At 55.7% G+C, this 21,118-nt stretch carries 19 protein-coding genes; 10 read left to right on the top strand and 9 right to left on the bottom strand.

Features of this window, described 5'->3' with window-relative positions; translation table 11 throughout:
• The first annotated feature begins 159 nt into the window (after positions 1–159).
• Positions 160–1,506 carry an adenylate/guanylate cyclase domain-containing protein gene (locus ACR0BF_RS02255; protein ID WP_480519333.1) on the top strand — a complete coding sequence of 449 codons (1,347 nt, stop codon included), beginning with the start codon at positions 160–162 and terminating at the stop codon, positions 1,504–1,506.
• Between the two features lie 150 nt (positions 1,507–1,656).
• Here the strand turns inward: ACR0BF_RS02255 and ACR0BF_RS02250 are convergent, their stop codons facing one another.
• The 6 genes from ACR0BF_RS02250 to ACR0BF_RS02225 all read right to left on the bottom strand — a co-directional run bounded on the left by ACR0BF_RS02250 (position 1,657) and on the right by ACR0BF_RS02225 (position 4,984).
• On the bottom strand, positions 1,657–2,316 hold the full coding sequence (locus ACR0BF_RS02250; protein WP_480554799.1) for a DUF2461 domain-containing protein: 660 nt from the start codon (positions 2,314–2,316) through the stop codon (positions 1,657–1,659).
• A 12-nt stretch (positions 2,317–2,328) separates the two neighbouring features.
• The gene (locus tag ACR0BF_RS02245) at positions 2,329–2,667 is read right to left on the bottom strand and encodes a TfoX/Sxy family protein (protein WP_480624184.1); all 339 of its coding nucleotides are present in this window, start codon (positions 2,665–2,667) and stop codon (positions 2,329–2,331) included.
• A gap of 5 nt (positions 2,668–2,672) precedes the next feature.
• Positions 2,673–2,894, bottom strand: coding sequence for an MAPEG family protein (locus ACR0BF_RS02240; protein ID WP_480624183.1), 222 nt, complete (start codon positions 2,892–2,894; stop codon positions 2,673–2,675).
• A 24-nt stretch (positions 2,895–2,918) separates the two neighbouring features.
• The gene (locus ACR0BF_RS02235) at positions 2,919–3,305 is read right to left on the bottom strand and encodes a VOC family protein (protein WP_480624182.1); all 387 of its coding nucleotides are present in this window, start codon (positions 3,303–3,305) and stop codon (positions 2,919–2,921) included.
• 68 nt (positions 3,306–3,373) lie between these two features.
• Positions 3,374–4,609, bottom strand: coding sequence for an RNA polymerase sigma factor (locus ACR0BF_RS02230; RefSeq protein ID WP_480554794.1), 1,236 nt, complete (start codon positions 4,607–4,609; stop codon positions 3,374–3,376).
• Between the two features lie 3 nt (positions 4,610–4,612).
• Positions 4,613–4,984: a YciI family protein gene (locus ACR0BF_RS02225; RefSeq protein WP_480519345.1), complete on the bottom strand. Its 372-nt coding sequence runs from the start codon at positions 4,982–4,984 to the stop codon at positions 4,613–4,615.
• Positions 4,985–5,212: 228 nt separating this feature from the next.
• Between ACR0BF_RS02225 and ACR0BF_RS02220 the strand changes: the two genes are divergently transcribed.
• On the top strand, positions 5,213–7,435 hold the full coding sequence (locus ACR0BF_RS02220; protein ID WP_480624181.1) for a HEAT repeat domain-containing protein: 2,223 nt from the start codon (positions 5,213–5,215) through the stop codon (positions 7,433–7,435).
• 100 nt (positions 7,436–7,535) lie between these two features.
• Here ACR0BF_RS02220 and ACR0BF_RS02215 read toward each other — a convergent pair whose 3' ends face one another.
• Positions 7,536–8,441 carry a LysR substrate-binding domain-containing protein gene (locus ACR0BF_RS02215; protein ID WP_480473983.1) on the bottom strand — a complete coding sequence of 302 codons (906 nt, stop codon included), beginning with the start codon at positions 8,439–8,441 and terminating at the stop codon, positions 7,536–7,538.
• Positions 8,442–8,619: 178 nt separating this feature from the next.
• Between ACR0BF_RS02215 and ugpB the strand changes: the two genes are divergently transcribed.
• The 5 genes from ugpB to ACR0BF_RS02190 all read left to right on the top strand — a co-directional run bounded on the left by ugpB (position 8,620) and on the right by ACR0BF_RS02190 (position 13,726).
• Positions 8,620–9,930 (top strand): sn-glycerol-3-phosphate ABC transporter substrate-binding protein UgpB, encoded by a 1,311-nt coding sequence (ugpB, locus tag ACR0BF_RS02210; RefSeq protein ID WP_480605817.1) that lies wholly within the window; start codon positions 8,620–8,622, stop codon positions 9,928–9,930.
• Between the two features lie 63 nt (positions 9,931–9,993).
• Positions 9,994–10,875 (top strand): sn-glycerol-3-phosphate ABC transporter permease UgpA, encoded by an 882-nt coding sequence (gene ugpA, locus ACR0BF_RS02205; RefSeq protein ID WP_209505975.1) that lies wholly within the window; start codon positions 9,994–9,996, stop codon positions 10,873–10,875.
• Between the two features lie 20 nt (positions 10,876–10,895).
• Complete coding sequence (ugpE, locus tag ACR0BF_RS02200; RefSeq protein WP_267365578.1) at positions 10,896–11,732, top strand: sn-glycerol-3-phosphate ABC transporter permease UgpE; 837 nt, start codon at positions 10,896–10,898, stop codon at positions 11,730–11,732.
• A 3-nt stretch (positions 11,733–11,735) separates the two neighbouring features.
• Entirely contained in the window at positions 11,736–12,791 is a 1,056-nt protein-coding gene (gene ugpC / locus ACR0BF_RS02195; protein ID WP_480624180.1) for a sn-glycerol-3-phosphate ABC transporter ATP-binding protein UgpC, read from the top strand.
• Entirely contained in the window at positions 12,791–13,726 is a 936-nt protein-coding gene (locus ACR0BF_RS02190; protein WP_480624179.1) for a glycerophosphodiester phosphodiesterase family protein, read from the top strand. The genes ugpC and ACR0BF_RS02190 overlap by 1 nt, the downstream gene beginning before the upstream one ends.
• Positions 13,727–13,799: 73 nt before the next feature.
• Here the strand turns inward: ACR0BF_RS02190 and ACR0BF_RS02185 are convergent, their stop codons facing one another.
• Positions 13,800–15,485: a tryptophan halogenase family protein gene (locus ACR0BF_RS02185; RefSeq protein ID WP_480473978.1), complete on the bottom strand. Its 1,686-nt coding sequence runs from the start codon at positions 15,483–15,485 to the stop codon at positions 13,800–13,802.
• Between the two features lie 65 nt (positions 15,486–15,550).
• Positions 15,551–17,077 (bottom strand): malonate--CoA ligase, encoded by a 1,527-nt coding sequence (locus ACR0BF_RS02180; RefSeq protein ID WP_480624178.1) that lies wholly within the window; start codon positions 17,075–17,077, stop codon positions 15,551–15,553.
• A 281-nt stretch (positions 17,078–17,358) separates the two neighbouring features.
• Here ACR0BF_RS02180 and ACR0BF_RS02175 point away from each other — a divergent pair, with 281 nt between their 5' ends.
• From ACR0BF_RS02175 to ACR0BF_RS02165, 3 genes are read left to right on the top strand one after another with little or no spacing between them, the layout of a single operon-like run.
• Complete coding sequence (locus tag ACR0BF_RS02175; RefSeq protein ID WP_480624177.1) at positions 17,359–18,885, top strand: DUF4153 domain-containing protein; 1,527 nt, start codon at positions 17,359–17,361, stop codon at positions 18,883–18,885.
• A 13-nt stretch (positions 18,886–18,898) separates the two neighbouring features.
• Positions 18,899–19,591: a response regulator gene (locus ACR0BF_RS02170; RefSeq protein WP_480487262.1), complete on the top strand. Its 693-nt coding sequence runs from the start codon at positions 18,899–18,901 to the stop codon at positions 19,589–19,591.
• Positions 19,576–21,108 (top strand): sensor histidine kinase, encoded by a 1,533-nt coding sequence (locus ACR0BF_RS02165; protein WP_480624176.1) that lies wholly within the window; start codon positions 19,576–19,578, stop codon positions 21,106–21,108. Before ACR0BF_RS02170 ends, ACR0BF_RS02165 begins: the two co-directional genes overlap by 16 nt.
• The last annotated feature ends 10 nt before the right edge of the window (positions 21,109–21,118 follow it).

The raw sequence follows: 21,118 nt of genomic DNA, 5'->3' as shown, positions 1-21,118 counted from the left end.
TTCACGTTTACTACCGGCAAGTGATGCGGTGACTAACAACTCGATCAGACGAGAGACGATCAGCAAATTTAAGCCCAAGCCGAACTGGTTTTTTCAGGTTTCACCACACAACAGGAATGGCTTAGCGAATTAGCAAAGGCCGTTTAAGATATCCGGCAAATGTCCGATACCGTACAAACCAGAATACAATCGCGCAGCAATGTGGCGTTCGCCGAAGAAGAGCGTCAAGGGACATTGCTGGCAGCTAAAGTCCGAACACTTGCATTGGCCGTTGTTCTTCTTTGGCAGGCGATCGACAGCCCGGAAACAGGACCGGCTTATTACTTCAATCTTCTGGAAATTTTTTTCTTTATTTTACTGGGAGGTTTGCAGTTTGTCGCTGCCTACACGCGTCGCGGCGGGCGTGGTCTTCCGTATGTGTTCGTTACGTTAGATTGTGTTTCGCTTGCAGCCGTTTTTACCTTGGGATCACCATATATCGACAGCCCCTTGCCACCCGCCATAGCGATGGACACGGCGCGGTTTTTGTTTTTCTTCCTATTTCTGATGCAGACATCTTTCAGTTTTCGGCCTTCCCTTGTGGTTTGGTGCGGTGTCAGCATCATTGTGTCCCGCCTCGGGATGTGGGCATGGTTTCTGAGTCAGCCTGACGTACGCAGTAACTTGGAGTTGACCGAGCAATCCGTTGAAGCCTGGCTTGCCGGGGCAAGAGACTTGAACTTTCTGTTTCTTGGCTATGCAGCCATAGAATTGATGGTCGTGCTGATCGTGTCTGCCGGGCTTGCAATCGTCGTCGCGCGCTCTCGCAGGCTGGTTCAGAATTTCATTTCGACCGAAAGAAAGCGAGCCAGCCTGGCGAGGTATTTTTCACCCAACGTGCTTGACGAATTGAGCAGTCTGGAAGCCGGAATTGCGGCTGGTAGGCAACAAAACGTTGCCGTGTTATTCGCGGACATAATGGGGTTTGCGAAGCTTTGCGAGAACGCGACTGCCGACGAGGTGATCGAACTTTTACGAGACTACCATGATCGGTTGGGTAAATCGGTATTCGATAACTCTGGCACTTTGGACAAGTATATTGGCGACGGTCTTATGGCCACGTTTGGCACTCCAACGCCCAGTGCACACGACCCTGCCAATGCGTTGAACTGCGCATTCGAGATGATAGAAGCGTTGGACAAATGGAACGCAGAAAGAGAGTTGTCCGGGAAGGAACCGGTGCGTGTGGGAATCGGGCTGCATTGGGGATCGGTTGTAGCTGGCGACATAGGCAACGAGCGGCGACTGGAATACGGCGTGATTGGGGACAATGTGAATGTCGCAAGCAGGATCGAGCACCTGACCAGAGAACTGAACACGCAATTGGTCGTGAGCCACGATTTGGTGCAGGCCATCGGGCACAACGATGCAATCCCAAACTTAAGCCGGTTGACTGACGCCGGAGAACAAAAAATCCGGGGGCGCGCCGCTCTGGTTAAGGTTTGGGTTTATCCGGCAAGCCGATGACATCTCAGCGCGACAGCATCGCGACAGTTGAGCTCGCATTTATTTCCGAGCTCACTTGTAGACGGTGATCCTATCAAGGCATTGGGCGATTGAGACCGGCACGGCAGTGAGGCCTGTCAAACCTCCGCCCCCCCGTAAACCAGGCAGGGGTTACTCGATCCGAGAAAGCAATTGGAAAACCGGCAAGAGTTGCCCAAAAACACCTTTCGTTCGTTCAATGAGGTTTGGTTCGATAGCTAAGGCAGGATTGCTCAAATCTGTCCAGACGGTAAAGCCTTTGCGGCGCAATGCCTCTTCATTTGGATGATCTTTGTCGAAACCGGAGGGAACACGTTTCAATTCAGGATCCCCGACCCGGAAACCACGCTTTCGCATCTCAGCGGCAAGCTGTATCACCTCTGCCCCATTGGGGCCTGCCATCTCTGTTCGGAAGGCATCCAACGCTTCCTTTTCGTACTGAAACACCCCGCAGCCAAGCGCCAGATCATCGGGTGAGAGACCGAAGAACCACATCGGCGGCTGATCCGCACTCCCGTCTGGAATAAACGCAATATGCAGGTGTGCGTTGTAAGGTGTTTTGTCCTTGGAAAATCGGACATCCCGATGAATACGAAAAATCTTGCTGCTATGGGTCTGGCCGGTCAGATCACGCAAGGCATCCGCCATGTCATTCGCGAACTGCGTGCCTGCCTGCTTCAAATGGGTCTCGTAAGTTGATTTGTTGGCTGCAAACCATTCCTTCGTGTTATTGGCCCGCAAATCCCTGAGAAAACCAAGCGCTTCGGGTGAGAAACTTTCAAACTGAGCCATTGCTTTCTCCGTTCAGTCTTTCGCGGGAAGGGCCGCGGCGTGTTCGAGACAAAGGTGTAACCAGCGCCGCAAAGCGGCGTCATCGCAATCACTCTCATCCACGCGGATAAAACCACCCAGCTTGCGTGCACCGTGAATCACTTCTTGAGCCGCAGGGTCCGCCAGCGCAATGCTTTCGTTGTCCTTGCCCACCCGGAACATGAAACGGCCCAGCCCGTCGTTATGCCGCCGCGCCCCGCACAGCATGTTGCCGTTCAAGAAAAAGCAATTGCCACCCATCATACGCTTTTCTGAAATGCCCACATGCGCGGCCAAAGCGTCACGAATGCGTGCGTTGAGGGATTCATCCACCGGCATCAGCTGGATGCCTCAAGCTGCCGGTGGATTGATGGCGTGAACGGAATATAATCGACGAAGTTTCCATGTGACCGCATTACGCGCACGAACCTGTCGCCCCCATCCCATAGCGGATGGGCAACCGTCCTGAATCGACGCAGGCCAACAGCAATCGCCAGTGGAACGGTTACCCAGTCTAATAACGCTGCAACAACCTGCACAATGTGCGAATTTTGTTCCATCTGCGCCCTCCTTTCAGACAGTTCTCAGGGTCTCATGCTTTCATACGTGATCAATGCAAAGCGGGCACCTTGGGGGTCGTTCAGCGTGGCCATGCGCCCGACACCCGGCATATCCATCGCGGGTTGAAGAACTTTGGCGCCTTTGGCTTCGGCCTTTGCAACACTCGCATCCACATCGGCCACTGTGAAGAAGACCGTCCAGCTTCCACGCGCCTCTGGCATTGGTGAAAAGCCTCCGATAGCGGTCTCGCCCACAACTGCAGCTGAATAACTGGACCCATCCTGCATCGGCATATCGCTGATCGTCCAGCCCAGCACATCCTGGTAAAAGGACTTGGCTTTGCTCTGATCCGGCCCGGAATGCCCGATCCATCCTGAATTTCCGACAGCCGTCATCTCAAGTATACTCATGGGTACCTCCGTTGGTTACGCCCGCCACATGCGGGTCTGACCCAAGGACGTATGAGGAGTGTGTGTTCCTACAGGCCCTCCAATTCTTTTTGACTGATTTTGATTTTTTCTTTGATCACGTCACATTCCAACGCGGTGGGGGAAAGCGCCAACACGGTTTCAAAGGCGGAAATGGCGTCGTTATGATCCCCCGCTTCTTGCAAAAGGCCACCTCGCATCGCGTGAAACCAACGATAGTTGGACAACTCCTGTGACAGCGGATTCATTGCTTTCAATGCATAGTGTGGGCCGTATAGCTTGGCCTTTGCGGCAATCTGGTTGAGCCGGATCACCGGTGTCGGTTGTAATGCGTAAAGGGCAGCATAGTGACTTTCGATCAACGCCCAGTTGGTTTCTTTCGATGAGGCGGAACAGGCATGTGCCGCTGCGATTGCAGCCTGGATGATATATACCCCGCGGTGGCCAGTCCGCTGGGCTTTTTGCAACAGCGATGTAGCCTCAGCGATATTCGAGCGATCCCAAAGATCGCGGTTCTGATCGTCGAGTGCGACAAGCTTGCCTTCCACGTCAATCCGGGCCCGGCGCCGGGCGTGTTGAAACAACAATAGCGCCAGCAATGCGGCCTGCTCGCCCATTGCAGGGAACAATGCGACAAGAAGGCGGGCAAGCCGGATGGCTTCTTTACACAGCGTGAGCTTGATTTGCTGTGGCCCGGCCGAGGTCGACCACCCTTCGCTGAACATCAGATAAACCATTGTCGAGACTTCGCCCAACCGGGCTTGCCTCTCTGCCGGGCTTGGCGTTTCAAAGGCGACCGGGTTATTTGCGATCTTCTTTTTGGCGCGGGTAATGCGCTGCTCCATGGTTTTGGATTTGACCAGAAATCCGCTGGCGATCTCATCGACACTCAGCCCCACGACCACCCGCAAAGCAATGGCGATCTGATCCCGCCGATCCAGTTCCGGATGACAGCAGATGAACAGCAAGCGCAGGACATCGTCCCGCATCTCGTCTGGGTCGGGTGTGTCCGCCGGCATCGGTTGAAACTCCTCTGCGTGGCGCGACAAGATTGCCGTGCGCCGCCGGGATTTGCGTAATTCGTCCAGACCCGCATTCCGGGCCGTGGCCAGAAGCCATGCCAATGGATCACGAGGCGCCCCGTCCTGGGGCCAAACTGCCAAGGCTTTCAGGCAGGCGTCGGCAAAGGCCTCCTCTGCGGTGTCCAAATCCCGAAAAACCCGCGTCAGGGCAGCAATGGCGCGCGGGCGCTGTTCAGCAAATGTGGCCTCGAGCCAATCTGACATGATCTATTCCGACGATATGGCACCCCCGGCCCAGGCCACAGGCCGAACTTCCAGCCGAGCGACCGGTGAAGAGATCAGTTTTGCATGTTCCAACGCTTCCTCAAGGTCTTTGAAGTCAGCGGCGTAAAACCCAAGGAAGTTTTCCTTGGTCTCGGAAAACGGGCCATCGGTGATCAGGGGGGCAGCGCGCTCAGACGTGGCCGGTTCGACCATTACCGCTGACGTTGGCGGCATCAGTTTTATCGACACGAACTCTCCGCGTTCCGACAATACTGCTTGCAGGGCGCGATGGCCTGACATCACTTCGTCCTGGCGATCTTTCGGCAATGCCTCGAACACGCCCGGTTCCCCATAAATTGTGATTGCGTAAATCATTCTCGCCTCCTTGCGTTGGTCGCATAGTGCAAGGACGCGCGACGCCATGCAAATCCGACAACGACCAGAACCGACAAAATTGCCCAGGCCGCTTTTGTCTGAAATCCCAGCGGCCCGGGCTTCCATTTCCATCCAGATAACAGGTCGGGGGTTTTTAATAACCGGAGCAAAACCGGTACCTTGAAAACCGGTTCCCAGAAAAATGTCCAAATGGTAGGCTGCGAAACTATGGAAAGCTGGCCAAATCGTCGATTAGCAGCCATCTTAGCCGCCGATATCGCAGGCTATTCAAGATTGGTTGGCTTGGATGAAGAAGGCACCATCGACAAGCTGCGCCGGATCCGCGCTGAAGTCATCGAGCCCTTGATCGCCGGGTATTCAGGGCGCATTGCGAACACAGCGGGTGACAGTTTTCTGATCGAATTCCCCAGCGCGGTCGATGCGGTTCGCGCGGCCGTCGCGATACAGGCTGAACTGACGAAAAGAAACTCAGATGCGGAACCCGACCGCGCAATCGTTCTTCGGATCGGTTTGAATGTCGGCGATGTCATCTCAAACGCAGACGACATCCTGGGTGATGGTGTCAACGTGGCCGCACGGCTTGAGGCGCTGGCAGAACCTGGGGGGATTATCGCATCGCAGGCGATTGTCGGATACGCGCGCAACAAGGTGCCCTTCGCCTTTACGCCAATTGGCCCGCAATCCGTCAAGAATATTGCGGACCCCATTGAGGCGTTCCGCGTCGAAACAGATGCGTTGACCCCGGCGGTAAAGCACAAAACGAAGAAAGCACCGCGTCTAATGAAGCTGGCTGCAATCCTGATCGTGTTGGGTGCGACCGGGTATGTCGGGACAAAGACATGGGAAAAGGGTCGGCTGCGCGCCTCTGAGGCACAGATGGCTTACCCACTTCCAGACCTGCCTTCGATCGCCGTGCTTCCGTTGACGAACTTCACCAGCGACGCGTCCAACAAGATGTTGATAGATGGCGTTTCCGAGGATCTGATAACGGACTTATCCCGCATATCAGGGTTATTTGTCATCGCCGGAAACACATCCTTCGCATTTCAGGACCGCGACATTGATGTGGCAGGCTTTGCCGAGAAACTGGGCGTTCGCTATGTCGTTGATGGAAGCCTTAGACGCAGCGGAGAAGGTTTTCGGGTCAACATCCGCCTGACGGACACTTTGAACGGCAGATTGATCTGGGCGGAGCGTTTCGACGGTGAAATCGATGAGATCTTCGACCTGCAAAACAACATTGTACTGGCGATTGCGCACGAGTTGGATGTTCCGCTCGACATGCAAAGCCGGATTGCCATCGAAAACATAGAAACTGGAAAGATCGAGGCGCGCGAAGCGTTCCAGCGTGGATGGGAGCTATATTCACGCTTCAATGAACAGGACAATCTGGCCGCAATTCCGCATTTTGAGCGCGCGGTCGAGTTGGACCCGAATTATGCGCGCGCCTGGGCGACGTTAGCTCTGGCACACTTGCGACCACACATCTTCCACCACTGGTCAGGCTTTGCGAATGCTGACGAACAGATGCATATCGGGCTGTTCTATAAATACTACCGTGAACTGACGCATCAGGACACCTCGCTTATCCATGTTATCAGGGCAATAGTCGCTCTCAACCTTCCGGATTGGGAAGGCGCCGAGAGCGTAAGTCGGGGAACAGAAGAAGCGAGGCAAGAAGCCGCGAAGGCCATTGCCCTGCAACCAAGCGACCCCGAAGCGCATGTGACAATGGGATGGGCCTTGATCGCGGGCGGCGAGCCAGAGGAAGGGCTGGCATTTGTGCAGGCCGCAATGCGCCTAGATCCGGAATATCCCAGCCACTACGCGTTATTTCAGGGGGCTGCACTGTTTGCAATGAATGATCTGACTGGTGCAGGGGCCGTTATAATGTCTGAGTTGGACCGAAACCCGCAGGCAGTTGAGTTGATGCCATTTGCAGCGTCGGTTCTGGCCTTGAATGGTGACCGAAGCAACGCGCGCGCAATGATCGAACAATGGCAGGATGGAGAAAACGAGAAAGTTCTGAGCGAAGCGGTACGCGATTATTTCTTTATCGTGCGATGGATCGGTGAGCATCAATATTTGAACAACCGTTTGAAAAAAGGCCTTCGATTGGCCGCGCTTCCGCCGAGTACGACAGTTGCAAGTCTCAAAGCTGATCTGATGCGCGGAGATGCCAAGGAACAACGTGACGCGGCTCAGTCTTTGGCGCTCTTTGGTGCCGACGCAGCTCCAGCCGTTCCGGAACTGATCAAGCTGTTGGGTAGCCCTTCGGTTTTTGTCAGAAAAGAAGCGGCCATCGCCTTGGGTGAAATCGGAGGGAAAGCATCCCCCGCTTTACCTGCATTGGAAGCAAACGCAGACGAGTCTTTGTCGGGAAGATTTGCCGCCCGAGCCATTGAACAAATACGCGGAGCCTCACAATAACGACGACTTTGGGCGCTATCGACCTCTTTGCTCCTGCTGTTATTTGGAGACTGTTGGCTGGAAACCCGGGCAGATATCCTTCGCCCCGTTGACCGCAGCCTCAGGCAAGTGTTCTGAACGCATTCAGGCTTTCGCTGAAATGCTCGATGAACTCCAGTGTTATCAAAGACGGCTGCTTCAAAACCGGGCGTACCAGCGAAAGCGTATGCGGTAAAAACGGCTTGAATGGCCTGTAGCTTAGCCCCCGGTCTGTGTAATGGACAGCGTCCAGCTCGCTGACAATTGAAACACCGACGCCTTTTATCGCCAATTCACATGCCGCCGTGAATTGCCGGACTTCGATATGCGAGTTGAGTGTAACATTGGCCTGCTGAAATGCCTTCGAAAGCCGTCCGAAAAAGTCGCTATCGCGCCGCGTATGTATGATGCTCTCATCTGCAAGATCGGAAGGCGTCACCTCCGAGAGGTTCTCAAGTGCGTGATTTTTCGGGAACACGCAAACCGTGCGCACATCGACATTTCTGCTTTCGACTCCAGGATGACCGTTAAAGCCATCGGTGATTCCAAAGTCATATTGTTCGCCGACCATCCATTCCAAAATCCGTTCCGGCCTGTCCGGTTCGATCGTCATAGTAACACCTGGCCGGTCTTTCAGAAAACTTGCCACAACATCCGGCAGATGGCTGGTGGCAAAACCGGGAAGGCAGGCGACGCGGATATGCCCGGCTTTTCGCTGTGTGATATTCTGACTGGCGTCTGATATCTGCTTCATCAATTCCAGAACACGGTCCACGCTGGGTTGCAGATAGCGAACTTCCTGGGTTGGCACCAATCGCCCTTTGCGGCGATCAAAAAGTTGAAATCCAAACGATTTTTCAAGATCCGAAAGCAACCTGCTAACAGCTGGTTGGCTTATCCCCAAATCGGCGGCAGCTGCTGTGACCGAACCATTGGTGGTCACCGCCATGAGCGCTTCCAGTTGCCGAATTCTCAAAGTTTGTCTCATTCCAGACCCGGTGCTGCTTGTACATTCAATGTGTATAACACCGTATTATGATTTTTGCCAAAAAATAGGTCTTGAATTATATTTCTTTAGCGGTAACGTCGTGAAATCGTCATGTGTGTCGAATACGCGTTGAAGTCGGTACTCAACGAAGCATCGAACCTGATGTATGGGAGGAATCATGAAAAAGAATTTGCTTGGCGCTCTTGCCGTTACAACTGCCTTGTCCCCCTTGGCGGCAATGGCACAAACCGAAGTTCAATTCTGGCATGCCTTCACCGGCCGCCTTGGCGAACTTGTCAAAGCGCAGGTTGAAGAGTTCAACGCCAGTCAGGATGAGTTTGTCGTGGTCGAAAGCCACAAGGGCAACTATTCGGAAACCCTGAACGCTGGTATTGCCGCTTTCCGCGCAGGCGAACAGCCACATATCCTGATGGTTTTCGAAGTTGGTACCGCAACGATGATGTCGGCAAAAGGCGCGATCAAGCCGGTCTACAAAGTCATGGCCGAAAGTGGCGCGTCTTTTGATCCCGATGCCTATATCGGTGCGGTGAAAGGTTATTACACCACCACCGACGGAGATATGTTGTCGCTGCCGTTCAACTCTTCCACGCCGGTCTTGTGGGTCAACCGCGATGCCATGCAGGCGGCGGGCGTTGATCCTGACACTGACCTGTCAACTTGGGAAAAAGTTGGCGATGTGCTGGAGCAACTCAAAGCCGGAGGCGAGGACTGCCCGCTGGTGACGGCATGGCAAAGCTGGATCCACCTGGAAAACCTGTCTGCCTATCACAACGTTCCGTTTGCATCGCAGGACAATGGTTTTGCCGGTCTGGATACAGAACTGATGCTGAACGGCCCGGTACAGGTCGCGCACCTGAGCGCCATGGGCGACTGGGCAAAGGATGGGGAATTCATCTATACCGGTCGCAGAAATGAAGGCGGCGCAAACTTCCGGGCCGGTGAGTGTGCCTTGTTCACCGAAAGCTCGGCCGGGTATGCCGGGATAAAAGCCGAGGCCGAGTTCGACTTTGATGTGCGCCCGCTGCCGTATTGGGAAGCGGTCACAAACGAGCCGCAGAATACCATCATCGGCGGTGCTTCCCTTTGGGTGATGGAAGGTCATGATCCGGAAGAATATAAAGGCGTTGGCGAGTTCTTAAGCTTCTTGTCTTCGTCTGACGTTCAGGCGGCATGGCACCAGAATACTGGGTATCTTCCGATTACCGCGGAAGCCGGTGAAGCGACCCGTGCGGCCGGTTTCTATGATGAAAACCCGGGCACCGATATCGCTGTGATCCAGATGACCGCGAAAGAGCCGACAGCAAATTCGAAAGGTCTGCGTCTGGGATCGTTCGATCAAATCCGCGGTATCATCGATGAGGAGCTTGAGGCCATCTGGTCCGGTGAGAAAACCGCCCAGGAAGCCATGGACAGCGCAAAAGAACGCGGTGACGCGCTTCTGCGCAGGTTCGAATCGGCAAATCAATAAACCTCTGAAATCCGGTGCGGGCTCGGCAGAGCCCGCATCCACTTTTCCCGGCGGGTCATCAGGATGGAAAAACGCGTCACATTCCGCGGCTGGCTGTTGCCATTGGCGCTGATCGCCCCGCAGGTCGTCATTTCTGCCGTATTCTTCTTCTATCCCGCTGCGCAAGCTGTATGGCAGTCGCTGTTCATCCCAGATCCGTTCGGGTTGTCGTCCAAGTTCGTCGGTCTGGGCAATTTTGAATTTCTGCTGAGCGACAAGTTTTATCGCGCATCCTTTGTAACCACGGCGGTGTTTTCGACGCTTGTTACTCTCTGCTCCATGATCCCGGCCCTGTTTCTGGCAGTCATTGCAGATCGGCTGATCAAAGGATCCGGAGCTTATCGGACTCTGTTGATTTGGCCTTATGCAGTCGCACCGGCGGTTGCGGGTGTGCTCTGGCTGTTCATGTTCAACACGCGCGTCGGTGTCGTGTCGTGGTATCTTGGACAGCTGGGCTATGACTGGAACCACGTCTTGAATGGTACCGAGGCGATGGGGCTTGTGGTTGTCGCTTCGGCCTGGGGGCGCATCAGTTATAACTTTTTGTTCTTCTTCGCTGCACTCCAGTCGGTTCCGAGGTCGGTCATCGAGGCCGCCGCGATCGATGGCGCACGATTCTGGCGCAGGTTTTTCACGATTGTCCTGCCGTTGCTGTCACCTACAGCGTTCTTCCTGCTTGTTGTGAATGTGGTTTACGCGTTCTTTGAAACTTTTGGCGTAATCCACACAATCACCGGCGGCGGGCCGCAGCAGGCCACGACCATACTGGTCTACAAGGTCTTTTCAGACGGGTTCGTCGGTCAGGATCTGGGCTCGTCTTCGGCGCAATCGGTCATTTTGCTGATTGTCGTCGGCCTGCTGACCGTCATTCAGTTCAAATACGTGGAAAAGAGGGTGCATTACTGATGGCAGCCCAGCAGCACGGAATGGTCGAAAAGCGCGGAGCGGGTATCTGGCTGACGCATGCCCTGATGATCCTTGGCGTTCTGGTCATCTTCTTTCCGATCTGGCTGGCGTTTGTCGCCTCAACCGTTACCCAGCCGGAAGTTGTATCACCACCCATGCCGCTTTTGCCGGGTGATCAGTTCTGGGAGAACTACAAGGCAGCCCTGTTTTCCGGCGTGAATGTCCCCGTCGCAACGATGCTGTTCAACAGCCTTGTGATGGCCATCGGGATTGCAGTGGGCAAGATCGTCATTTCACTGCTGTCGGCATTTGCAATCGTCTATTTTCGTTTTCCCGGTCGAACAACGTTCTTTTGGCTGATCTTTCTGACCCTTATGCTGCCGGTCGAAGTGCGGATCGTACCGACATTTGAGGTCGTGGCCGGGTTCGGAATGCTCAATAGCTACTACGGGCTGATCTTTCCCCTGATCGCCTCGGCCACGGCGACCTTCCTGTTCCGTCAGTTCTTTCTGACAATTCCGGACGAGCTGGCCGAAGCTGCGCGTGTGGATGGTGCCCGGCCAATGCGGTTTTTCATCGACATCGTCGTTCCGATGAGCCGGACAAACATTGCGGCACTGTTCGTCATCCTGTTTATCTATGGGTGGAACCAGTATCTGTGGCCGCTGCTTATCACCACCGACCCTGAAATGAACACCATTGTGATGGGCATCAAGCAGATGTTCCCGTCTGGCGATGATGTGGCAGATTGGCCGGTCATCATGGCGACCTCCATTCTGGCAATGATCCCGCCAGTCATCGTGGTGGTGTCAATGCAAAAGCTTTTTGTCCGCGGCCTTGTCGATAGCGAGAAATAAGAAATGGCAACAGTAACTCTGGAGAATGTCAAAAAGAGCTTTGGCCCGACAGATGTCATACATGGCATCGACATCCAAATCGAAGATGGCGAGTTCATTGTCATCGTCGGCCCTTCGGGTTGTGGGAAATCCACGCTGCTGCGGATGGTGGCAGGGCTTGAGACCGTGACCTCGGGTGAAATCCGGATTGGTGAGGAACGGGCCAACGAAAAAGAGCCGATGGATCGCGACATTGCCATGGTGTTCCAGAACTATGCGCTCTACCCGCATATGTCGGTCCGGCAGAACATGGGCTATGGCCTGAAGATTGCAGGGTTGCCCAAAGCCCAGATCGATCAAAAAGTGACCGAGGCGGCCAGGCTATTGCAGCTTGAACCATTGCTGGACCGCAAACCCAGACAATTGTCAGGCGGCCAACGTCAGAGGGTGGCTATGGGTCGCGCGATTGTCCGTGAACCTGCGGTCTTCCTGTTTGACGAGCCTCTTTCGAACCTGGACGCCAAGCTTCGCGTGCAGATGCGGCTTGAGATTCGTGAGCTCCAGGAGAAACTGGGGATCACGTCGCTTTATGTAACACACGATCAGGTTGAAGCCATGACAATGGCCGACAGGATGATCGTCATGAACGGCGGTATCGCCGAACAGGTTGGCACACCGCTAGAGGTATACGAAACACCAAGAACCCTGTTTGCGGCGCAGTTCATCGGCAGCCCCGCGATGAATGTCTTTGAAGCCCGACGCGAGAACGGAACCGCCATGATTGGTGAGGTCGCGGTTGGTTCGTCGCCGGGCCCTGATACTGCCTTTAAACTGGGGGTACGACCCGAGCATCTATTGCTGGATGACAATGGCCCGATTGAGGCCATGATTCAGATGGCAGAGCCATTGGGGGCAAACACGCTGTTGCACGGTCAACTGTCCGGCTCGGGCGATCCGATCACGATCAGCCTTCCGGGTGTGCATCCGATTGAAGGCCGACATCCGAACATGCGGTTTTCTGTGTCCTCAAACCATTTGCATCTGTTTGACCGATCTACCGGTGAAAGGCTGGAAGGCTGATGGCATTCCCTCAGGTCGAGGCTTTCCGGGGGGGCGACAACCTGATCCGCATCGTAGGCCACCGGGGTGCGCGAGGTGTGTTGCCTGAAAACAGCATGATTGGCTTCGACTTTCCGCTCTCCATTGGCGTGCCGCTTCTGGAGTTTGATGTTGTCCTCACGGCTGACGACATCCCTGTCATAACCCATAATCACCGGCTGCACGCCCCCAGTTTTCGCGATGTTGACGGCCAGTTTCTGACCGGGGAAGAGCCGAAGGTTTCAACCCTGACGTTCGAGCAGATTCAGAAGTTCGATATCGGGCGATTGGATGGGAATACTGCCTATGGTCGGCGTTTTCCTGATCAGGCACAAATGGATGGCGTTCGCGTTCCAAGGCTGCTTGACCTGCTGGATCTGGTGAGTGACCCCCAACATAGCGATGCCTGTCTGATGCTCGAGCTGAAGTCGGACCCCGATTTGGCCCATGACGCGCGCTACAGAGAGAAGTTTGTCCGTCTTGTCCTGCAAGAGGTCCGTTCCAGGGCCCTGTCGTCGCGCGCCGTTCTGCACAGTTTCGACTGGAATCTGTTGGAAGAATGTCAGCGGCAAGCGCCTGATATGCCATCTTCTTATCTGACCCAACTTCCCGAAAACGCCGAGGATGTAGGGGAGGATTCTTCAAAAGCAGTCTGCCCGGATTTTCGAGGCCGCAAAGGCGATATTCCGCTATTGGTCAAGCAAGCGGGCGGCTCACTGTGGTGCCCGTATTATGCAGATGTAACTGCCGAAAACGTCGAACTGGCCAAGGATTTGGGCCTTTGCGTTGCGGTTTGGACGGTCAATGACCCTGTAGACATTGCCAAGATGATCGACCTGCGTGTGGATGCCATTGTTTCTGATTATCCGGGTCGGGTGCAAAGGCACTTGTCTGACCGGGGTATGAGCTGGCGTTAAACCGCCCTGAAGGCCGGGGCTGAATGCCTCGCCCTTCAGTTTATCAAATTTCCTTCGTACGGGCAGAGAACCCCTAGAACAGTTGCAAATCCTTCGCGCCGCTTTGGATTTCAGCAAAGTTCGGCATGTTCTGGATCGTAACAGGTGCGGGTTTCGTGCCCGGCATCGCAACCGTCGGTTTCGCCACGTTCGCCATTCCAAAGACCGGTTTTTCCAGCTCCCCCCGGATATCGCGCAGCAGCGTTTTATGATCCGGCATCACTTTGACGATCTGCGCAAGATCCTCTTTCGCACGCTGCATGCCCTGGAACCAGATCACTTTCTTCAACGGCCGCAAACGATCTCGGATGCCGGTACCGTAACCCGTATCATAGACCTGTTTGCCCAACAGAACCGTCTGGTACACGCGATGATCAAACAGCGTGGCAAATTCCACATCGTGATCCATCGGCAGACGGTGCTGCCACAATTCCAGATTCTCGGCCAGCCGATCCGGTATCTTCATCTCTGTTCGCGCGTCGATCCAATACGGGTCATCCTTTCGGTTACCCAATCGGTAATGCAGGCAGATGAATTCCAGAACCTCGTTATAAAGCTTATCCATCTGCCGGTTGTATCTTGCCCGCAGCGACGGGGCGACGTCGCGCGTCGGCAAGTGTTCTGCAAACCAGCGTACTGCGTGGTCAATCATGTGGATCGCGGTACTTTCCAACGGCTCGATAAACCCGCCGGACAGACCGATTGCCACACAATTCTTGACCCAGGCATTGCGCACGCGCCCGACGCGCATCGGGATGATCCGCGGCGTCAAACCCTTACCGCTGTCACCCAGCCATTCAAGATATTCGTCTGCCGCCTGATCATCCGTTCGATGCGCCGAGGAGAACACATAGCCCGTACCGACGCGATTGTAGAGCGGCACCCGCCACGTCCATCCCGCGCCCAGCGCGGTCGACCGCGTGAGGCTTTCGATCTTGTTGGGATTGCGGTGTTCGACCTGCAACGCCATGGCGCGATCATTGGGCAGGTAGTCCGAATAATCCAAGAACGGCTCGCCCAGCGCCTGATTGATGATCAAACCGCGGAACCCGGTGCAATCGATGACCATTTCGATGTCATGACGGCCCGCGCGCTCCAGCATCAGATGGCTGACGTTGCCCTGTTCATCCAGCTCGACTTTCTGTACCTCGTCCTGGATATGCTCGACGCCGCGCTTGGTGCAGACCGTGGTGAGCATGCCCGCAAACTTCACGGCATCCAGATGATAGGCATAGCCAAAACGCTGTTCAAACTCGGGCTGACCTAGCTGCCGCGCGCCTTTGCACAGACGGCCCAGATGATCGTGGGGCGAGATGGACTGTGTAAAGTCCCGTTCTCCGTTGCCAAAGCGCAGGAAATACTCGGCGGCGTCCAACCCTTCCAGCATCTGGCCATGGGCAAAGGGGTTCACGTAATCGATGCGTTTTCCTTTGGGGTCCTTGTTCCAGTTGCAGAACTTCACGCCCAGCTTGAAGGACGCGTTCGTCTCGCGGAAAAAATCCCGTTCGGAAATGCCCGCCTGACGGAGCGTGACCGGCATGCGTGGCACCGTAGCCTCACCCACACCCACGGTCGAAATATTAGGGCTTTCGATCAGGCAGATATGTGGCCGGTCCGCTGTTGATGAAGTGCGTGAAAACACCATGTCCAGGATCAACGCGGTCATCCAGCCTGCCGTGCCGCCACCTACGATGGTGATCTTGCGCAAACGATTGTTCATATTCTTCTATCCCCATTGGTTTTGAGGACTATATCAAGTTTCCGACGCTTATCTAGGCTCTGCCATTATGTGCCTTGTGACCCGGTTTTGAACATGTCCCTGAACTGGTCGCGCAAGATGTTCTTTTGGACTTTTCCCATTGTATTGCGGGGCAATTCATCCAGTTGAATAAGCGTGCGGGGATGTTTGAACCGCGCCAGGCTGTCGCGCACTGTATCCATCAACGCGTCGAGATCCGGAGATTGCCCGGGTTCGGCAACAATCAGGCCCAGCACGGTTTCGCCGAAGTCGGGATGCGGCACGCCGATCACTGCGCTCTCCAGAACACCGGGCTGGCTGTCCAGAACCAGCTCAATTTCCTTGGGGTAGATATTGTAGCCACCCGAGATGATCAGGTCCTTGTTGCGCCCGACAATATGGACATACCCATCTTCGTCGACCCGTCCCAGATCACCGGTAATGAAGAACCCGTTTTCGCGCAGCTCGGCAGACGTCTTTTCCGGCATCTGCCAATATCCCTTGAACACGTTCGGACCACGCACTTCGATCTCGCCGATTTCACCCTGCGGCAAAGGGCTGCCGTCTGCATCGCATATCTTTAGTTCCACCCCCGGCAAGGGAAACCCGACCGTGCCCGCGCGACGTTCGCCGTCATAAGGGTTCGAGGTGTTCATATTGGTTTCGGTCATGCCATAGCGTTCTAGGATACGATGACCGGTACGCTCTTGGAATTGTGCATGGGTATCCGCCAGCAGAGGGGCTGAGCCCGATACGAACAGGCGCATATGTTCGGTCAGCCCCCAGATAAAACGCGCGTCTGCCAGCAGGCGCGTGTAGAAGGTTGGCACGCCCATCATCGACGTGGCTCCGGGCATCCTGTCAATGATCTGATCAGGGTCGAATTTTGGCAGCCAGATCATGCTTCCGCCAACCGCCAGAATGATATTGGTGGCCACAAACAGACCATGTGTGTGAAAGATAGGCAGCGCGTGCAACAGAACGTCTTCGGACGTAAACCGCCACTCTTTGACCAGTGTCCGCGCATTGGACAACAGGTTGTTCTGGGTCAGCATCGCGCCCTTTGAACGTCCGGTGGTGCCCGACGTATAAAGAAACGCCGCCAGATCCTCACCGTCCCGATCCACGGTCGCAAAGCTGTCTGGCATTGCAACCGCCAGATCCATCAGCGAGCCCGAGCCATCCGCATTCAGCGTTTCCACCCTGCCCCCAAAACGCGCGGCAATCGGGGTCAGTTGGTCTTTGCTTCGGCCATCGCAGACAACAAGTGACGCGCCGCTGTTTTCGATGAAATACGTCAGTTCGTCCACGGTATAGGCGGTGTTCAGCGGCAGGAAAACCAAACCGGCCTGCGCGCATGCCGCGTAAAGCGCCAGCGCCTCAGGCGATTTATCGACCTGAGCCGCAACGCGGTCCCCGGGTTTTAGACCCAGTTGCGTGGCCACATGGGCGATCCGGGCAGCTGTGCTCAGAAAGTTTCGATAGGTGATGGTCGTCCCGTCTGTCAGGTGCAGGAAAGCCGTATCTTTGCCGGCGTGAATGCCAAACAGATCATCATAGAGAGGGTTGGCCATGTTCGATCCTCCGTTTCCTCAGCCATAACGGCGAACTGCTTCTCAGGGGAAGGTTCAACTGTATCACACTGCGCTTTTGCTTGCAGTTCAATGTCTGGACGTGTCGCTTTTACTGCGCAGCGCGAGTTGCAGCTCGAAAATCGTGGTTGGTAAAGCGCTTTCAGCGCCTCTGCACATTTTCTGCACGAAAGCCCCATGAAGGCTGCGGATACGTCGCGCCAAAGATGCAAGCGCCACAGGCAATCTGCCGGGAACACAAACCTGCAAGCAGGAGACAGGACATGAGGCAGGAACTGACAATTCGCGGCGTACCGGACAGCATCGTGCTGGACGCGTGGTGGCTGGGAAAGATGGACAAAGCCCCCCGATGGGGAGGCAACAGACGACAGCAGGGTGGTTCTCTGATGTCCACGCTGAAAATGCGCCATGCAATCCCGCTTCTTGCATCGCTGGTTGCGCTTGCTGATTGGTTGTTTTGGGAACAGCCGCTAGGCATTTCTGTCTCAGTCTTCGCGCTGGTCTTGTCCGCCGCGATCATGGCGATGAAACCCCGGCGTGCGACTGCAAAGGAGTGGCGCATAGCCGCCGCATTTGCCTTGATCACCAACCTACCGGTGGCCATCGATTTACAGCTTCTATCTATGCTGTTCAGCCTCGCTGGTTTGGTCAGTCTGGCGACCTGGGCGCTATTCGGTCAGACCGTAAACGAACGTCTGCTGCTGCGAACCGCCCTGCGACTGCCTTCCATCGGCGCGACGCTTTTGCTGCGCGACACATGCCGCACCGCTGTGGCCGCCGATCTTGGGTCCGACAGCCGCCGCCACGCAGCCTCGCTGGCCTTGCCGTTGCTATTGGGCGCGGTCTTCCTTGCTTTGCTGGCCGCCGCCAATCCAGTGCTGGAAGACCTTCTGGCCGAGCTGGACCCAAGTCTTCTGTTCGAGGGGTACTTCTGGCTGCGGCTTCTGTTCTGGAGTGTATTGGCCTCGCTGCTGTGGCCGTTCCTTAACCTCAGCGATCCGTCGCTGGGTGGCATTGCCCGCCCCGCCGCCATGCCGAAGACGGGCCCAAGCCGGGCCGCATTTCTGATCAATCCAATCTCGGTGCGCAATTCGCTGTTGCTGTTCAACCTGATGTTCCTTGTGCAAACCGTGATGGACCTCGGTATCCTGACCGGCGGTGTATCCCTGCCTCAGGGGATGAGCTATGCCGCTTATGCCCACCGGGGCGCTTATCCGCTGGTGGTGACGGCCCTTTTGGCGGGCGTATTCACTCTGGTCACTCACAGCATGATCGGTGCGGACCGGACGTTGCGCATTCTGATCTACATGTGGTTGGCGCAGAACATGTTCCTGGTGCTGACAGCTGCTATCCGGCTGCATCATTACGTCGACGCCTATGCGCTTACCTATTTGCGGGTGGCCGCCTTTATCTGGATGGCGCTGGTTCTCTCCGGTTTGCTGCTGACCGTGGTGCAAATCCATCGCGGCTTTGGTACAATCTGGCTTCTGCGGCGTTGTTTTGCAGCGCTTCTGGTGGTCTTGTATACCTGCAACTTTGTGAATTTCGCATCAGTCATTGCCAGCTACAATCTGAGCCACGGCAGCGCTCTGATGCAACAGGACACTGGTTACATATGCAGCCTTGGCGCTGATGCTTACCCAGCCATCCGCGATCATGAAACCAGAACCGGACAGCAGGTCTGTGACGCGTGGATGCGATATGATCTGAAAAAGGATGCAATCACCAACTGGCGCGAATGGGGCTTTCGGAGATGGCGAATCCAAGCCTATTATCGGCAGCAGAGTTGAAGGACCCCATTTGATGCCTGCACGCATTCTTGTTGTCGACGATGATCCGGATATCCTTGAGGTGACAAGGTTCGCGATTGAAAAGGCAGGATATGCGCCACTTCTGGCCAGTGACGGCCTGACCGCGCTTGACACAAACCGTCAGGAAAGCCCCGATTTGATCGTGTTGGATATCGGGCTGCCCGAAAAGGATGGTCTGGAAGTATGCAGGGACATCCGCAAATCCTCGGACGTGCCGATCCTGTTCCTGACCGCCCGCGATGACGAGGTCGACCGTATCGTCGGGCTGGAGCTGGGCGCCGATGATTATCTGACGAAACCCTTTTCCCCACGCGAATTGGTGGCCCGGATCAAGGCCATCCTGAAACGCAGCGCGCCGACACCTGCCCAGCCCGACCCGGTGTTGTCGCAAGGCAGCCTGCACCTGGATGCAGAGCGGCACCTGTGCAGGTTCGCTTCAACCCCTGTGACGCTGACCGGATCGGAATTTCGGCTGCTGGCAACTCTGATGGCCCGTCCCGACCGCGTTCTGTCCAGGGCGCAGCTGATCGATGCGCTTTACGGCTATAACATCCACGTCTCGGACCGCACCATTGACAGCCATATACGCAATGTCCGTGCCAAACTTGCCCAGGCGGGCTGTGCCGAGGGGATCGTGACCATTCACGGTGTCGGCCTCAGGATGGGTGCATGCACGCCCGGCTGAACCGCAAATGGCGCCCCAGATTGTGGACCATCGTTCTGCTGGTGCTTGGCATTGTCCTGTGCTTGCCCTTTGCCGGGCTGGTCCTATTCCGCTTTTATGATAGTCAACTGGTGCAACAGACCGAAGAAAGCCTGCTGACACAGGCTGCGGTTATGTCAGCGGCGTATGCCGAGCTTTATGCAGATGCAGCCGGGATCAAGCCGCCCCGCCCGAGTGCAATCTCAACCGAGCACGCGGTGTTCCCATCACTGTCGGTCAATCGCGAAACGGTTCTGCCACCGCGCCCGGACGCGCGGCCCGCAACCGTCCGACCCGGTTCGGTTTATCAGGTCATCGCCGCCCCGCTAAGCCGCATCGCCAACGCCGCCCAGGCGCAAACCCTTGCGGGTTACCGGATGCTGGACATCGATGGGAACGTGTTTGCCGGAACCGCGGAAATCGGGCAGAAGCTTGGCTATGTTGACGAAGTTCGCGAGGCCCTTTCGGGTAATACTGTCTCGGTCGCGCGCACCCGCGTGCGCGAGGATGCAACGCCTGCGCTTTATACCCTCAGCCGCGGTGCCCGCGTGCGCGTTTTCGTGGCGATGCCGGTATACGTGGATCAGACCTTGATCGGGGCGGTTTACCTGAGCCGCACCCCGAACCATATTTTCCGCTTTCTGTACGGCGAACGTTTCAACCTTGCCAAGGCCGCGGCATTTGTCGCTTTGTCCACGGCGCTTATCGGGTACGTATTCTGGCGGTTCATCACCCGGCCGATCCACCTGTTGATCCAGCGCAGCCAGATGGCGGGCCACGGTGGTCAGGCATGGGAACCACCAGACCAGCTTGGCACGCGGGAAATCGCGGATCTGAGCCACAGTTTTCAATCGCTGACGGAACGCTTGCAGGACAAGCAGGACGGATTGAAAACGTACACCGCCCATGTCACCCACGAGCTGAAGTCACCCCTCACCGCCCTGAAAGGCGCGGCAGAGCTGCTGCGCGACGACGATTTGCCACCTGCGCAGAAACACCGCCTGCTGGACACTGTAGAAAAGGGCGGAAAGCGGATGGAGGATCTGCTGGCCAACATGCGCGCCTTCAGCCTGGCCGATCAGAGTGCCATCAACGGTACATGCTGTCTGAACGACATCACTGATCAGGTCGTTCAGACGTTCCCGGCGCTTGCCATCAAGGCTGAAAACGATAACTTGCCCTTGCCCGTCGCGGCACCCACCCTGCACATCATACTGACACATATGCTCGAGAACGCTCAGCAACACGGCGCGCAGAATGCCGTGCTGACAGCCTATCAGAACGACGGTGTCATCAGTCTAAAAATTGCGGATAATGGCGCCGGTATCAGTGAAGGGAACAAGGACAAGATTTTGCAGCCCTTCTTTACGACAAAAAGAGAGGCCGGTGGCACAGGTATGGGCCTGAATATTGTCAAAGCGACCATGGAAGCAATTGGTGGGCAACTCAGTGTTGTACCAAGCAATCAAGGCGCTTGTTTTCTTCTCACCTTCAACTAGCCGGGCGAGG

The sequence above is a fragment of the Ruegeria sp. AG7 genome, from assembly GCF_056541545.1.
This window is presented reverse-complemented; position numbering and strand designations above follow the sequence as displayed.